This window comes from Thalassovita sp. ABM4_323 (assembly GCF_056158665.1).
This window is the reverse complement of record NZ_JBSWTS010000007.1, coordinates 1,620,790-1,635,722: the sequence shown is the minus strand read 5'-3', so window position 1 is coordinate 1,635,722 and position 14,933 is coordinate 1,620,790. Positions and strand designations below refer to the sequence as shown.

Sequence of the window (14,933 nt, the reverse complement as noted above, 5' to 3'; positions counted from 1 at the left end):
CTCAGGCGGTTTCCTTGATCATGGCGTACAGCTCGTCCTTCAGCAGGGTACGACGCTTGCGCAGATCGTTTTCGGCCAGCTGTTCGATGGGTTCCACATTGGTTTCGGCCCGATGTACGGCGCGGTTAACCTCGTGATACTCGTCGGCCAGCTTGGCGAAATGAGCATTGCTCTGCTTCAGTTCGCTGATGGCTGCGGCGTGCTCGGGGAACTCTTCATGCAGCTCGTGGGGGGTGTTCGACATCGCGCGATCTCCTTCCTGTCGTAAGTTTCAACAGAGCCTACCCAAGCCCCCCGGCGCCAACCTTGATACGGATCAATCGGTCACAAAAACCACGCGAATTCTCACGCCATATCGGCCCCATATTCCAGGATCAGCGGCACAATCAGATCCTCTTCGTCCTCTAGATGCCGCGTCAGGAAATGATCAAAGGCCTCTTGTACCTGCAACAACCGGGCCACGTCGTCGCGCGGGACGTCTCCGGCCACGATCGCCCGGCGTACCGCGTTGGATTGAACGGCCAGCTGCTCCATATGATCGTGCAGCGCGTGGTGGTCCGCATCCAGCAAATCAAAGCCACCCTGCAAGCGCGCATCCAGCCCGCGAAACATTGGAAAATAGTGATCGTCCTCGATCCCATGATGCCCGTGCAACTGATCCAGCAGGAACCCGGTCAAGCGGGGCATCTCGGCCCCATAGCGCGGCGCGCGCGCGTCCAGCATCGCCTGCGTATCGCCCACCAGCCGCGTCATCACCTGCCGGAACATGCCGTGCCTCTCCAACCAGAAGGCTGTTAGTCCATTGAAATGCGCGTGCCCTGTCCACATCTCGCGCGGGTACAGCGCCCGCAACACCCGCAGATGTTCCGGAAGGCCTTCACGCGCCTCTAACCAATTCGACATAACCATCGCCCTAAAACGTCCAATCTAAAGTATCGCGGCCAGCATCCAAGAAAATCCCCGATTTTCGTCGCAATCCGCACGAGTTTAACGCTGTGCAGATTGCCAATCTGGATGCATCCACGGCGCCAGGTTTTCCGGAGCCAAAGGCGCGCGTCCCAGCAACAAATCGCTGACCTTCTCGCCCACCATGATCGAGGGCGCGTTCAGGTTGCCATTGGTGATCCGCGGGAAAATCGAGCTGTCGGCCACCCGCAGCCCCTCGACCCCGATTACCCGCGCCTGTGGATCGACCACGGCCAGCGGATCATCCGCCCGCGCCATCCGGCAGGTGCCGCACGGGTGATAGGCGCTTTCGGCGTGTTCGCGGATAAAGCTGTCCAGCTCGTCATCGGTTTGCAGGTCTGCACCGGGCTGGATCTCGTGTTTCACAAAGGGCTTGAACGCGTCCTGCCCGAACACCTCGCGCGTCAATCGGATGCATTGCCGGAAATCCCGCCAATCGCTTTCCTCAGACATGTAGTTAAACCGGATCACCGGCGCATCCTTGGGATCGGCCGAGCGCAAGGTCACCGCCCCGCGCGATTCACTGCGCATCGGGCCGACATGGGCCTGGAAACCATGCCCCTCGGCCGCAGCTTTACCATCATAGCGCACCGCGATCGGCAGAAAGTGATACTGGATATCCGGGTAATCTACGCCCGCCGCAGACCGAATAAACCCTGCGCTTTCAAACTGGTTGCTCGCGCCCAGCCCCTTGCCGGTGAACAGCCACTGCGCGCCGATCAAACCTTTCCACACCAGGTTCCAATACTTGTAGAGCGTCACCGGCTGGCTGGCCGCCATCTGCATGTAGATCTCAAGGTGATCCTGCAGGTTCGCACCCACGCCGGGCCGGTCCGCGACCAAGTCAATTCCGTGCTCGGCCAAGTGCGCGCCCGCCCCGATCCCAGATTGCATCAGCAGCTTGGGCGAGTTGATCGACGAGGCCGCCAGCACCACCTCGCGCCGCGCACGGATGATCTGCCGCTGGCCACCACGTTCAATCTCGACCCCCACGGCGCGATCCTCTTCGATCACCACCCTACACGCCAAACCGCGCACCACATCCACGTTAAAACGCTTCTTTGCGGGCTTCAGATAGGCATTTGCCGCCGACCAGCGCCGCCCCCGATACACTGTCTGCTCCATCGGGCCGAAACCCTCTTGCTGCTGACCGTTATAGTCCTGCGTCACCGGGTATCCGGCTTGTTTTCCGGCCTCGACAAATGCGTGAAACAGCGGGTTCTTGCGCGGCCCGCGTGTCACATGCAACGGCCCATCGGTGCCCCGAAATTCCGACGTTCCGCCGTGCCAGGTCTCCATCCGTTTGAAATAGGGCAACACATCGGCATAGCCCCAACCCTCGGCACCTGCCTCGGCCCAATGGTCGAAATCACGGGCATGGCCGCGCACGAACACCATCCCGTTGATCGAGGACGACCCCCCAATCACCTTGCCCCGCGGCGTCGCCAATCGGCGGTTCCCCAAATGCGGCTCTGGCTCGGACTGATAACCCCAATCATAGATCCCCATGTTCATGGGATAGGACAAAGCCGCAGGCATCTGGATGAAGGGTCCGGCATCCGTGCCACCATATTCGATCACCAGAACACTGGCGCCCGATTCACCCAACCGATACGCCATGGCGCAGCCAGCACTGCCTGCGCCCACAATCACGAAATCCGCTTCCATTTTCATTGCTCCGCTTGGCCACCCAGTGACCCGCGCCTCTCGGGACGGGGGTGGGCGGGCGGGCCGGCCCGAAAGGCGCGGCCCAAAGGTGTCAGAAAGGCGCTTCGACAGCATCCATGCGCACGAAAACCGATTTCAGCTGCGAATAATGCTCGATGGCCGCCTTGGAATTCTCACGCCCCACGCCCGAAGCTTTCACACCTCCGAACGGCACCTCCACGGGCGCGTCGTTATAGGAATTGATGAAACAAGTGCCCGCCTCGAACCCCGCCACCATCCGATGAGCACGCGCCAGATCGCGGGTAAACACCCCCGCAGCCAGCCCGAACTCGGTCTCATTGGCCCGCGCCAGAACTTCGCCTTCCTCTTCGAAGTCCAACACGCACATCACCGGGCCAAAAATCTCTTCGCGGGCGATCACCATGTCGTCGCTGACATCAGCAAACACCGTCGGCTCGATAAAAAATCCTTTTTCTTCCAGCCGCTTACCACCACATACCAGACGCGCTCCTTCATCCTGCCCCTTTGTGATGTAACGCTCTACGATGGCCAGCTGCGCTTCGGACACCATGGGGCCAAAGCTGACCTCCTCGTCCATCGGATCCCCGATCTTTGCCTCCGCCAGCCGTTCAGTCAGCCGCTTCAGAAACGCCTCTTTGATGCCTTTCTGAACGAACACCCGCGTCCCGTTCGAGCACACCTGCCCCGAGGAATAGAAGTTCCCCAGAATGGCGCCCCCCACGGCATCCTCGATGTCCGCATCATCGAAAACCACCAGCGGAGACTTCCCGCCCAGCTCCATCGTCACATGTTTCATCTGGCCCGCTGCGGCGGCATAGACCCTGCGCCCCGTCGGCACCGATCCGGTCAATGACACCTTGTCCACGCGCGGGTCTGTCACCAGGCTGCCGCCGACCTCGCCCATGCCCTGAACCACGTTGAACAGCCCCGCGGGCAGGCCCGCCTCATGCAGGATTTCGGCCACTTTCAACGCGCACAAAGGCGTGGTTTCCGAGGGTTTGAACACCATCGCATTGCCACAGGCCAGCGCTGGCGCGGCCTTCCAGCAGGCAATCTGCGTAGGATAATTCCACGCCCCGATCCCCACACAAACGCCCAACGCCTCGCGCATCGTATAGGCCCAATTGCCGTCGCCCAGCGGGATATGTTCGCCCGTCAACGACGCGGCCAGACCACCGAAATACTCCAGCGCATCCGCGCCCGAGGTCGCATCCGCCACCAGCGTTTCCTGCAAGGGTTTGCCGGTGTCATAGGTCTCGAGCACCGACAAATCCCGATTGCGCGCGCGGATCAAATCAGCAGCGCGGCGCAAGATGCGGCCCCGATCAGTACCCGACATGGCGGCCCATTCAGCCTGAGCCGCCCTGGCCGCGTTCAACGCCGCATCCACCACCGCTGGCGTGGCCGCATAAACGGTCGCGATCACCTCGCCGGTCGCGGGATAGATCACGTCGATCGGGACACCAGCCGTGTCCTCCAGATAGGCACCGTTCACGAAATGGCTGGCAGTCGGTTGAGTTGGATAGCTCATTGTTTTCCCTAAAAATATCGAGGCCTCGCGCGTTTCAGAACCCGCAGCAGAAACCCCATGACATCGTGAATTCCATGGACATGTCAGGCCTGGCCATGGACGTGCTCCAGCCCGGGCAGGCACCCCATGATCATCCGCATAACGCTGTCGGCATCCTCGCGCTCGAGCCCCAAAGATTGACGCAGATAGGCCCCGTCAATCAGGGCTGCGATCCGTTCGGCCAACTCCTCGGCCTGCGCCCCATAAAGCGGCCGCAAGGCGTGTCGCAGGTTCGATCGCAATCGCACCTGATAGACCACCAGCAACCGCCGTGCCTGATCCGATTTTTGCGCCAGAACATAGAAATTCAGCCAGGCGGCCACGACCTCGTGCCGGAAATTCATCTGGCTGAAACTGGCGCGCACGATCGCCTCGACCCGCCCGCGGGCGGTGGTGGCCTGGTGCAAGGCCTCGCGCACCTCGTCCCCATAGACGGTCAGGGTATGGCGCATCGCCGCCAGGAATATCTGCTCTTTGCCGCCAAAGTAATGATGCGCCAGCGCACTGGACATTCCCGCGCGCTTTGCGATCTGGCTGACGGTCACATCCAAGGACCCCGCCGCGCCAATTTCAGCAATTGTCGCTTTTATCAACGATGCCCGTCGAATTGGTTCCATACCCAGCTTTGGCATAACAAACTCCTTGCTATGCTAGGCTAGATGGTTTTTTATTGACTCGTCAATCAATAAAAACCGGGAGGTCACCATGACCCTGAAGTCCACACTTTCTGTCCTGGCCGTGCTGGCCGCCACCCCTGCCCTGGCCGACTGTACCGAGGTCACCTTCTCGGATGTTGGCTGGACCGACATCACCGCCACCACCGCCGCCACCACCGTGGTTCTGGACGCGCTGGGATATGACACCGACATCAAGGTCCTGTCCGTTCCGGTCACCTATACCTCGCTGGCCAAGGGCGACATCGACATCTTCCTGGGCAACTGGATGCCCACGATGGAGGCCGACATCGCCCCCTACCGCGAGGCCGGCACCGTCGACACCGTCCGCGCCAACCTCTACGGCGCGAAATACACCCTGGCCGTGAACAAGGCCGCCGCCGATCTGGGCATCAAGGATTTCGCCGACATCGCCACGCACAAAGACGCGCTGGATGCCGAAATCTTCGGCATCGAGCCCGGCAATGACGGCAACCGCCTGATCATGGACATGATTGCCGCCAACGCCTTTGGTCTGGACGGGTTCGAAGTGGTCGAAAGCAGCGAACAAGGCATGCTGGCCCAGGTGGCCCGCGCCGATCGCAAAGGCGATCCGGTCGTCTTCCTGGGCTGGGAACCCCACCCGATGAACGCCAATTTCGACATGTCCTACCTGACCGGCGGGGATGACTGGTTCGGCCCCGATCTGGGCGGCGCCACTGTCTTTACCAACACCCGCGCAGGCTATGTCAGCGAATGCCCCAATGTTGGCAAACTGCTGACCAACCTGGAATTCACCCTGGCCATGGAAAACGAGATCATGGGCGCCATCCTGAATGACGGCACCGATCCCGAAAAGGCAGCAATGGCGTGGCTCAAATCCAACCCCGCCGCCTTTGCCCCCTGGCTGGACGGGGTGACCACCATCGATGGCGGCGACGCCACCGCCGCTGTCAACGCAGCACTCGGCCTGTAAGTCAGGCCCGGCCTCCTCAGGCTCCCTCCCCCCGGCCACGGGGGGAGGACAGGAGGGGGGCCGAGGCGCAGAGACAGGGCGCAGCCCTGCCCGTTTGGCAACGCGTGTTTGACATTGCCCCCGCGCTCGGTTGGCATACGCCATAGCTTCCCAACAACAGAGAAGAGACATGGACTGGATCACCGAAACCAAAATCCCCATTGGCAAGTTTGCCGCCCGGATCTTCGACTGGCTCCAGTTGCATGGCGCACTGTTTTTTGACGGGCTTTCTGACGCGCTCGAGGCGCTGATCGACGGCATCCTCTGGGTGCTGCAAACGCCTCATCCCCTGATCATCATCGCTCTGTTTGCTGCACTGACCTACGCCATTCAGCGGAACTGGAAACCCGCGCTGATGGTGGCTTTGGGGTTTCTCTTCATCCTCAATCAGGACTATTGGGAAGAGACCACCGAATCCCTCACGCTGGTTCTGTCGGCCTGCGTTGTCTGCATGGGGCTGGGCGTGCCCATCGGCATCGCCGCCGCTCACCGGCCCAAGCTCTATCAGGCCATGCGCCCCGTGCTGGACCTGATGCAGACGCTGCCCACCTTCGTCTATCTGATCCCCGCCATCGTGTTCTTTGGCATCGGCATGGTGCCCGGCCTGATCGCCACGGTGATCTTTGTGCTGCCCGCGCCGATCCGTCTGACGCATTTGGGCGTCACCTCGACACCGAAACCCCTGCTCGAGGCCGCGCAGGCCTTTGGTGCCACCCCGCGCCAAACCCTGCTGAAGGTCGAGCTCCCCTATGCCCTGCCCCAGATCATGACCGGCTTGAACCAGACCATCATGTTGTCGCTGTCCATGGTGGTGATCGCGGCGCTGGTGGGCGCGGATGGGCTGGGCGTGCCGGTGGTGCGCGCACTGAACCGTGTGGACACGGCCCTGGGCTTTGAATTGGGCTTTGTGATCGTGGTTTTGGCCATCCTGCTGGACCGGATGCTGCGCGTGGAGGGCAAGAAATGACCGCCAAGACCGCAGTGAAATTCGACAATGTTTCCATCGTGTTCGGCGACCATCCCGTCCGCGCCCTGCCCCTGATGGACGAAGGGAAATCCCGCGCCGAGGTCCAAGAGGCCACCGGCCAGGTGCTGGGCGTTCACAACTGCTCTTTGGACGTCAAAGAGGGCGAAATTCTGGTGCTGATGGGCCTGTCGGGCTCGGGCAAATCCACACTGTTGCGGGCGGTCAACGGGCTGAACCCCGTCGTGCGCGGCGCCACGTTTGTTGGGGACGGAACCGAGCTGGTCGACGTCACCCATGCCGACAAATCCTCTCTGCGCCGTTTGCGGATGGAACGCGTCGCCATGGTGTTTCAACAATTCGGGCTGCTGCCCTGGCGTTCGGTACGCGAAAACGTCGGGCTGGGGTTGGAACTGGCGGGTGTGCCCAAATCCGAACGGGCCTCTCGCGTTCAAACCCAGCTGGAACTTGTCGGTCTGGCCGATTGGGCCGATCAGCGGGTCAGCGCCCTGTCGGGGGGCATGCAGCAACGGGTTGGCCTGGCCCGCGCCTTTGCGACCGAAGCGCCGATCCTGCTGATGGACGAGCCGTTCTCGGCCTTGGACCCTCTGATCCGCGCGCATTTGCAGGACGAGCTGCTGGACCTGCAACAAAAGCTGAAACGCACCATCATCTTTGTCAGCCATGACCTGGACGAGGCCTTTAAGCTGGGCAACCGCATCGCCATCATGGAAGGCGGCCGGATCGTCCAATGCGGCACTCCGCAAGAGATTTTCACATCCCCCGCAACGGATTACGTGGCCGAATTCGTGGCCCATATGAACCCGTTGGGGGTGCTGAGCGCCGCTGATGTGATGCGCCCAGCCGACGGCGAGGCCAGCGCCAGCATCGCGGCGGACACCCCTGTCAAAGACGTGATGACCATGACAGCGAATGGCCCGGTTGCGGTGGTTGAGGACGGGCAGGTGCTGGGGCATGTGACCTCGGAAACGATCCTGGCCAAGCTTTTGGATCCGCGCGGAGACTAAACCTTGGTGGCCACGGCCACGGGGGTGCGCGTGCGCCGTTTCAAAACAGCCTCGCGCCAGGTGATGAACGTGACCGATCCCAGGATCACCATGCCTCCGACCATGACCCACAGATCCAGGCCCTCGTCGAAGACGAAATACCCCAGCAGGCTGGCCCACAGCAGTTGTAGAAACGTGACCGGCTGCGTCACCGTCACGGGGGCCGAGGCAAAGGCCAGCGTCATGGTGTAGTGCCCCGCCGTCGCCAACAGCGCCACACCAGTCAACAGACCCAACGCACGCAAATCAGGCGTGACCCAATTGGCAATCGCCACAGGCGCCAGCCCGATCGCCACAAAGATGGACAACATCCCCACCACTACGGCGGCGTTGGTCTGATCCGTCAGGCGCTTGGCCAACAGATACGAAACACCAAACACCACCGCCGCCAGCAGCATGGCCATGTGACCGTTGCCGATCTCTCGGAAGCCCGGGCGCAGGATGATCAGCGCCCCCAAGAGCGCGGCCAAAACCGCCAAAACGCGCCTCAGCGCCAGCTTCTCGCCCAGGAAAAGCGCGGCGCCCAAGGTGACATAGATCGGAGACAAGTAGTTCAGCGCGGTGACATCAGCGATCGGAATGCGCGCCATGGCATAGAACCACAGCCCGACCCCTACGGAATGCGCGATCCCTCGCAGGGTAAACAAACCCCACTGGCGGCGCGTCAACCGGCTGCGCAGAATTGGGCGAAGCATGGGCAAGACAAACACCAGCCCAATCGCATAGCGCAAAAATGCGGCCTCGACCGCAGGAATGACAGGTCCCAGGGTTTTGACCAGGGCCGTCACGCCAACGAAAAGCATACCCGTCACCAGCATCCAGAGGATGCCGACGACAGGACGTTGAGGCTGCGAATTGTTCATATGTGTATTATCTGCCGGAACACCCGGGATCGCAAGGTACTAAAACAGCAAACTCGCGGCGATGGACCACATGATACAGCCCACCAGCACGTCCAGAATACGCCAGGCCACCGGGCGCGCGAACAGCGGTGCCAAGCGGCGCGCGCCATAGCCCAGCGAGAAAAAGAAAACAAAGCTGGCTGTCATCGCGCCCAAAGCAAAGTTCAGCTGGTTTTCATATTGCGCCGCGACCGATCCCAGCAGAACAACCGTATCAAGATACACATGCGGGTTGGCCCAGGTCAGCAGCAAGCAGGTCGCCAAAACGCCCTTTAGGCTGGCACGTCCCTGGTCCGCGGCCTCTAGGTTTTCGCCGCCTTTGAAGGCAGACCAAAAGGCGCGCGCGCCATAGACCACCAGAAAGGCAGCGCCACCCCAGCGCATGACGGGCTCGAGCCAGGGCAGTTTCGTTACCAGGGTGCCAAAGCCCGACACCCCAGCCGCAATCAACACGGCATCGGACAAGGCGCAGGTCAGACAGACGGCAAAGACGTGCTCGGATCGCACGCCTTGGCGCAAAACGAACGCGTTCTGTGCCCCAATCGCCAGGATCAGGGACAAGCCCAGCCAAAACCCCGCTGTCAAAGACACCATATCTATCACCCTGCCCGAACTCATAAATGGAGCATTGATCCCCATACCGCAGTTTTCATGGCGCAGGAAGACGCGCAGCGGCAACAGATCCCCCCCGCGCCAAGAAAAAGGCCGGCTGCGAAAAGAGCCGGCCCGTTTCCATCATATCTGTGCTGGTTACAGCTGTTCCATCACCTCGTCCGAGGCCTCGAAGTTGGTGGTGACGCGCTGCACATCGTCGTCATCTTCCAAGGCATCGATCAGCTTCATCAGCTTTTGCATGTCTTCCAGGCCCAGCTCGGTGGTGGTCTGGGGTTTCCACACCAGCTTGGTCGAATCCGACTTGCCCAGTTCGGCCTCAAGCGCATTCGACACCTCATTCAGGTCCGTGTCGGCACACCAGATGATATGGCCATCTTCGCTGCTTTCCACGTCTTCGGCACCCGCTTCGATCGCGGCCATCATCACGGTGTCCGCATCGCCCACTTCGGCAGGGTATGTGACCTCGCCCTTGCGGTCGAACATGAAGCCGACCGAGCCGGTCTCGCCCAGATTGCCACCATTCTTTGTAAAGGTCGACCGCACGACCGAGGCTGTGCGGTTGCGGTTGTCGGTCATCGCTTCGACGATCACCGCCACACCATTAGGGCCATAGCCTTCGTAGCGGATTTCTTCGTAATCGTCGCCATCGCCAGCGGTCGATTTCTTGATCGCGCGTTCGATCACGTCCTTGGGGACCGAGTTCGATTTGGCCTCTTTCACGGCCAGACGCAGGCGCGGGTTCTTGTCGGGATCAGGGTCGCCCATTTTTGCGGCGACGGTGATTTCCTTCGACAGTTTCGAAAACAGCTTCGAGCGCGCCGCGTCCTGGCGCCCCTTGCGGTGCTGGATGTTTGCCCATTTAGAGTGGCCGGCCATCGGTGCCTCCATCATCTGAATACATTTCTTCGGGTCTCTATAAGTCACCCAGGGGGCAAGCCGCAAGGAGGTTGCGTTCATCGCGGCCTTGGGATTGTCTGGCAGGCAGGAGGACCCATCCATGACCACAGACCAGATCATCCTGTTTACCCTGTTCGGCGGTGTCTTCGCCATGTTGCTCTGGGGCCGGTATCGCTATGATCTAGTGGCGTTCAGCGCGCTGATGCTGGGAGTCGTTTTGGGCGTGGTGCCGGTGAAAGACGCGTTCTCGGGCTTTGGCCATTCGGCGACGCTGGTTGTGGCGCTGGTGCTGGTGGTGTCAGCCGGGCTGGTGCGATCAGGCGCGGTCTTCCTGATCACACGCACATTGGTGGACAGCAGCCGCGCGCTGGGGGGGCATATCGCGCTGATGGGCGGAATCGGGGGCATCCTGTCAGCCTTTATGAACAATGTCGCGGCGCTGGCCTTGCTGATGCCGGTGGACATCCAGACCGCGCATAAGGCGGGGCGCAGCCCGGGGCTGAGCCTGATGCCGCTGAGTTTTGCCACCATTCTGGGCGGCATGGCCACGCTGATCGGCACGCCTCCCAATATCATCATCGCCGCGATCCGCGAGGAATCCCTGGGCGAGCCATTTTCCATGTTCGATTTCGCCCCGGTCGGCGGGTTGACGGCCATCGCCGGGCTGATTTTCGTGGCCCTGATCGGCTGGCGGCTGATCCCCAAACGCGAGGATGCCACTGCCCAAGTCGCTGATCTGGGGGATTACATCGCCGAGTTGACCATCCCCGACGGCAGCAAACTGGTCGGTCAGCGGGTCGAGGAACTGTACGAGGAGGCCGAAAAGGCCGACGTGGCCATCATCGGGCTGATCCGGGACGGGAAACGGCGCTATGGCCGCTCGCGCTATACAGTGTTGCAGGCCGGCGACGCGCTGGTGCTGGAGGCCGCCCCCGACCCGTTGGATGAATTCCGCGCGGCCCTGTCGCTGGCCTTTTCGGATGACAAACGCGAAAGCTTGCTGAAGGCCGACGGAGAAGGGCTTGAGGTGATCGAGGCCGTGGTGCCCATCGAATCCCGCCTGAACGGACGCACCGCGCAGGCGGTCGGGCTGGCGTGGCGGCAACGCTCGGTCTTGTTGGGGATTTCGCGCCAGGGCAAATCCATCCGCCAGCAGGTCCGCAAGACCGAGGTCGAGGCCGGGGATATTCTGCTACTGCTGGTCCCGCGCGGCACCGGGGCCGATGTCATGGAATGGCTGGGCGTTCTGCCCCTGGCCGACCGCGGATTGGCAGTCACCGAGGATTCCAAAACCTGGCTGGCCATTGGCCTGTTCGCCGCCGCTGTTCTGGCCGCCAGTGTTGGGCTGATCTATCTGCCCATCGCGCTGGGGCTGGTCGTGGTGGCCTATGTGCTGTCGAAAATTCTGCCGCTTCAGGAACTTTACGATCATATCGAATGGCCCGTGGTGGTTCTGTTGGGCTCGATGATCCCGCTGGGGGCGGCGCTGGAAACCTCGGGCGGGACCGAGCTGATCGCGGGTGGGTTGGTTGGCCTGACCGAGGGCTGGCCCGCCTGGGCGATCCTGACGGTGTTGATGGTGGTGACGATGACCCTGTCGGATGTGCTGAACAACACCGCCACGGCCATTGTCGCGGCCCCAATTGGCATCCAGATGGCGCAGCAACTGGGCGTGAACCCTGATCCGTTCCTGATGGCCGTGGCCATCGCGGCCTCGGCGGCCTTCCTGACCCCGATCGGGCACAAAAACAACACGCTGGTGCTGGGCCCCGGCGGCTATCGCTTTGGCGATTACTGGCGCATGGGCCTGCCGCTCGAGGTGCTGGTGGTCAGCGTCTCGATCCCGTTGATCCTAATCTTCTGGCCGCTGTAACCCCTTACAGAGGAAAGAAAAACGGGATCAGCGCCGAGGCCAGGATGCCCATGCTCAGGTTCAGTGGCACGCCCACCTTCATGAAGTCAGTGAACCGGTATCCACCCGGACCGTAAACCAGCATGTTGGTCTGATACCCGATGGGCGTGGCAAAGCTGCACGAGGCCGCAAGCATCACCGCCACCACCAACGGGCGCGGATCCACCCCCAGCGCCGTCGCCAATCCCATGGCGATCGGCGTCACCACCACGGCCACGGCGTTATTCGACACCATCTCGGTCAGAACCGAGGTCAGCAGGTACACCGCCCAGATCATCAGGAAGGGCGGCATCGCGGACAGGGCGGGTTCGACAAAACCCACCACCAGTTCGACCGCGCCGGTATGTTGCAACGACGCCCCGATGGCCAGCATCGCAAAGATCAGCGCCAGCAAACGACCGTCGATATAGGAAAACGCCTCGTCTAAATCGATGCAACGCGTGATCAGCACCAAGGCCACCGCCAATGTAGACAGCAGCAGGATCGGCGCGACCCCAAACCCGGCCAACACAACCACCCCGGCCAACGCGGCGATCGCAATCGGGGCCTGGCTGCGCCGAAAGGCCTTGGCCGACGGATGGGTCACGTCCACCATGTCCATATCCGAGGCCAGGCGCTGAATGTCATCCGGGCTGCCCTCAAGCAACAACGTGTCCCCGACCCGGACCACAAGGTCCTGCAAATTCGAGCCAATATTCTGGTTCCGACGGTGCACCGCCAGCGGATACACACCATAGCGGCGGCGCAAACGCATCGCGCCCAGGGACCGCCCGACCATTTTACAGCCCGGAGTGATCAGCACCTCAACCGTCTGCGTTTCAACCGCCGAAACCTGATCCACGCGTTTCAGGCTCTTGTTGCGCTGCAAGCTCAGCAGCTCGGTCATTTGGGTTCGCAGAACCACCCGGTCCCCGACCTGCAACTCGACCCCCTGCATCGCATGCCGCAAAGATTGATCCCCGCGGATCACGTCGATCAGGCGCACCCCTTCGCGTTTGAACAGCTGTACGCCCTGCACCTCGCGCCCGATCAGGTTGGAATCAGGGGGAATCACGGCCTCGGTAAAGAACTTCATCCGGCTTTTGTCGGACAGCATACTGGCCATGCTGGTGCGATCTGGCAGCAGGAAACGCCCGAAGATCACCAGATACAGCATCCCCCAGATCACCAGCACAACCGCCAACGGCGTCACCTCGAAAATGGAAAATGCCTCCAGCCCCTGCGCGCGTGCGACACCGTCCACCAACAGGTTGGTCGAGGTCCCCACCAACGTCAGCGTCCCCCCGACGATTGCGGCATAGCTGAGCGGAATCAACAGCTTGCTGGCTCCGACACCCAGCGTGCGGGACAGTTGGACAAAGACCGGGATCATCACAACCACAACCGGCGTGTTGTTCATCACGGCCGAGGCCAGCACCACAAAGGCCAACAGCATCGCAATGGCCAATTTGGGATTTGAGCGCGCTTGCTGATCGGCAAGAACCGTGAACGCGTCCAGGGCCCCCGTCCGCACCAAGGCCCCCATCACGATAAACATCATCGCAATCGTCCAGGGCGCGGGGTTGGACAGCACGCTCAGCGCCGCATCATAGGGCAGCAGCCCGAACACCAACATGAACCCAACGCCAAAGATGGCGACAACTTCGGTGGGAAAAACTTCTTTAATGAATAGGACAAACATGCCCAATACCACCAACAGCGCCAATATCGCCTGCGTGGACTGGGACAGATGGAAAATTTCCATGTAGATACCCTGAGCAATCAATTCGAAACAGTGTCGCCCATGCCGCCATCACGAGCAAGAGGCCATCTGCACACTATCGCGCTTTGTGCGCTAAGTTTGTAAATTCTGATTATAATCCAGACGGTTGCAACCGCCCGCCCTGACGGATCATTCGCACCTCTTTGGCCAGACCGGTCTTGTCGTCAGTTTCGACATAGACCCCGGACAGGGTCGGGTCTCCGTTCGCAGGAGTGAACCGCCCCTTGACCATCCCGGTAACGAACCGACGCATCGGTTCAGCCTTTTCCATGCCGATGACACTGTCGTAATCACCGCACATCCCGGCATCTGACAAGAACCCAGTCCCCTTGGGCAGGATCTGAACATCCCCGGTGGGCACATGCGTATGCGTTCCGACCACCAGGCTGGCGCGCCCGTCACAGAAATGGCCCATCCCCATCTTTTCGCTGGTGGCTTCGCAATGCACATCAACCAGCGTCGCCTGAACCGAGCCCCCCAGCGTGTGCCGCTTCAGCACCTCGTCAATCGTTGAAAACGGATCATCAAAGGCGCGCTTCATGAAGACATTGCCCAGAACCTGCGCCACAAGGATCTTGCGCCCGCGCCGATCCTGAAACACCCGCGCCCCAACACCGGGCGCGCCCTTGGCAAAGTTCAGAGGACGCAGCACGCGCTGCTCACTCTCGATGAATTGCAGCATGTCCTTTTGGTCGAACGCGTGATCGCCCAGCGTCAGCACATCGGCGCCCGCATCCAGCAACAGCTTGGCATGCGCCCCGGTCAACCCCGCCCCGTTGCTGGCGTTTTCGCCGTTCACCACGACGAAATCCAGCTTCCACTCGTCGCGCAAACGCGGCAGATTTTCAGTCACGACCCGCCGTCCGGCGCGCCCCATCACATCACCAAGAAAAAGTATCTTCATAGCTTCTGCCTAGGCCC

At 61.3% G+C, this 14,933-nt stretch carries 14 protein-coding genes; 4 read left to right on the top strand and 10 right to left on the bottom strand.

Annotated elements, in window-relative coordinates:
- Position 1 precedes the first annotated feature (1 nt).
- The 5 genes from ACXADQ_RS10545 to betI form a co-directional block, all read right to left on the bottom strand.
- Entirely contained in the window at positions 2-244 is a 243-nt protein-coding gene (locus ACXADQ_RS10545) for an HP1242/YdcH family protein (RefSeq protein WP_475319998.1), read from the bottom strand.
- Positions 245-345: 101 nt separating this feature from the next.
- Positions 346-903, bottom strand: coding sequence for a hemerythrin domain-containing protein (locus ACXADQ_RS10540; RefSeq protein WP_475319997.1), 558 nt, complete (start codon positions 901-903; stop codon positions 346-348).
- Positions 904-987: 84 nt separating this feature from the next.
- Entirely contained in the window at positions 988-2,634 is a 1,647-nt protein-coding gene (gene betA, locus ACXADQ_RS10535; RefSeq protein ID WP_475319993.1) for a choline dehydrogenase, read from the bottom strand.
- Between the two features lie 91 nt (positions 2,635-2,725).
- Complete coding sequence (gene betB, locus ACXADQ_RS10530; protein WP_475319990.1) at positions 2,726-4,186, bottom strand: betaine-aldehyde dehydrogenase; 1,461 nt, start codon at positions 4,184-4,186, stop codon at positions 2,726-2,728.
- A gap of 83 nt (positions 4,187-4,269) precedes the next feature.
- Positions 4,270-4,857, bottom strand: coding sequence for a choline-binding transcriptional repressor BetI (gene betI, locus ACXADQ_RS10525; protein WP_475319987.1), 588 nt, complete (start codon positions 4,855-4,857; stop codon positions 4,270-4,272).
- A 73-nt stretch (positions 4,858-4,930) separates the two neighbouring features.
- On the opposite strand from betI, the gene ACXADQ_RS10520 reads away from it, so the two are divergent.
- From ACXADQ_RS10520 to choV, 3 genes are all read left to right on the top strand, one after another.
- The gene (locus ACXADQ_RS10520; RefSeq protein ID WP_475319985.1) at positions 4,931-5,854 is read left to right on the top strand and encodes a choline ABC transporter substrate-binding protein; all 924 of its coding nucleotides are present in this window, start codon (positions 4,931-4,933) and stop codon (positions 5,852-5,854) included.
- Between the two features lie 169 nt (positions 5,855-6,023).
- Complete coding sequence (gene choW / locus ACXADQ_RS10515) at positions 6,024-6,860, top strand: choline ABC transporter permease subunit (RefSeq protein WP_475319983.1); 837 nt, start codon at positions 6,024-6,026, stop codon at positions 6,858-6,860.
- Positions 6,857-7,885, top strand: coding sequence for a choline ABC transporter ATP-binding protein (gene choV, locus ACXADQ_RS10510; RefSeq protein WP_475319979.1), 1,029 nt, complete (start codon positions 6,857-6,859; stop codon positions 7,883-7,885). Before choW ends, choV begins: the two co-directional genes overlap by 4 nt.
- On the opposite strand, the gene ACXADQ_RS10505 is transcribed toward choV, so the two are convergent.
- The 3 genes from ACXADQ_RS10505 to ACXADQ_RS10495 form a co-directional block, all read right to left on the bottom strand.
- The gene (locus tag ACXADQ_RS10505; protein WP_475319975.1) at positions 7,882-8,787 is read right to left on the bottom strand and encodes a DMT family transporter; all 906 of its coding nucleotides are present in this window, start codon (positions 8,785-8,787) and stop codon (positions 7,882-7,884) included. The two genes, choV and ACXADQ_RS10505, sit on opposite strands and share 4 nt — an antisense overlap.
- A gap of 39 nt (positions 8,788-8,826) precedes the next feature.
- Positions 8,827-9,420 carry a LysE/ArgO family amino acid transporter gene (locus ACXADQ_RS10500; RefSeq protein WP_475319972.1) on the bottom strand — a complete coding sequence of 198 codons (594 nt, stop codon included), beginning with the start codon at positions 9,418-9,420 and terminating at the stop codon, positions 8,827-8,829.
- Positions 9,421-9,576: 156 nt separating this feature from the next.
- Positions 9,577-10,317: a YebC/PmpR family DNA-binding transcriptional regulator gene (locus ACXADQ_RS10495; protein WP_475326069.1), complete on the bottom strand. Its 741-nt coding sequence runs from the start codon at positions 10,315-10,317 to the stop codon at positions 9,577-9,579.
- A gap of 121 nt (positions 10,318-10,438) precedes the next feature.
- Here ACXADQ_RS10495 and ACXADQ_RS10490 point away from each other — a divergent pair, with 121 nt between their 5' ends.
- Positions 10,439-12,211, top strand: coding sequence for an SLC13 family permease (locus tag ACXADQ_RS10490; protein WP_475319970.1), 1,773 nt, complete (start codon positions 10,439-10,441; stop codon positions 12,209-12,211).
- 4 nt (positions 12,212-12,215) lie between these two features.
- On the opposite strand, the gene ACXADQ_RS10485 is transcribed toward ACXADQ_RS10490, so the two are convergent.
- Both ACXADQ_RS10485 and ACXADQ_RS10480 read right to left on the bottom strand, forming a co-directional pair.
- Positions 12,216-13,994, bottom strand: coding sequence for an SLC13 family permease (locus ACXADQ_RS10485; protein WP_475319968.1), 1,779 nt, complete (start codon positions 13,992-13,994; stop codon positions 12,216-12,218).
- A 109-nt stretch (positions 13,995-14,103) separates the two neighbouring features.
- A complete protein-coding gene (locus ACXADQ_RS10480; protein WP_475319965.1) occupies positions 14,104-14,916 on the bottom strand; it encodes a TIGR00282 family metallophosphoesterase in 813 nt (270 codons plus the stop codon).
- Between the last annotated feature and the right edge of the window lie 17 nt (positions 14,917-14,933).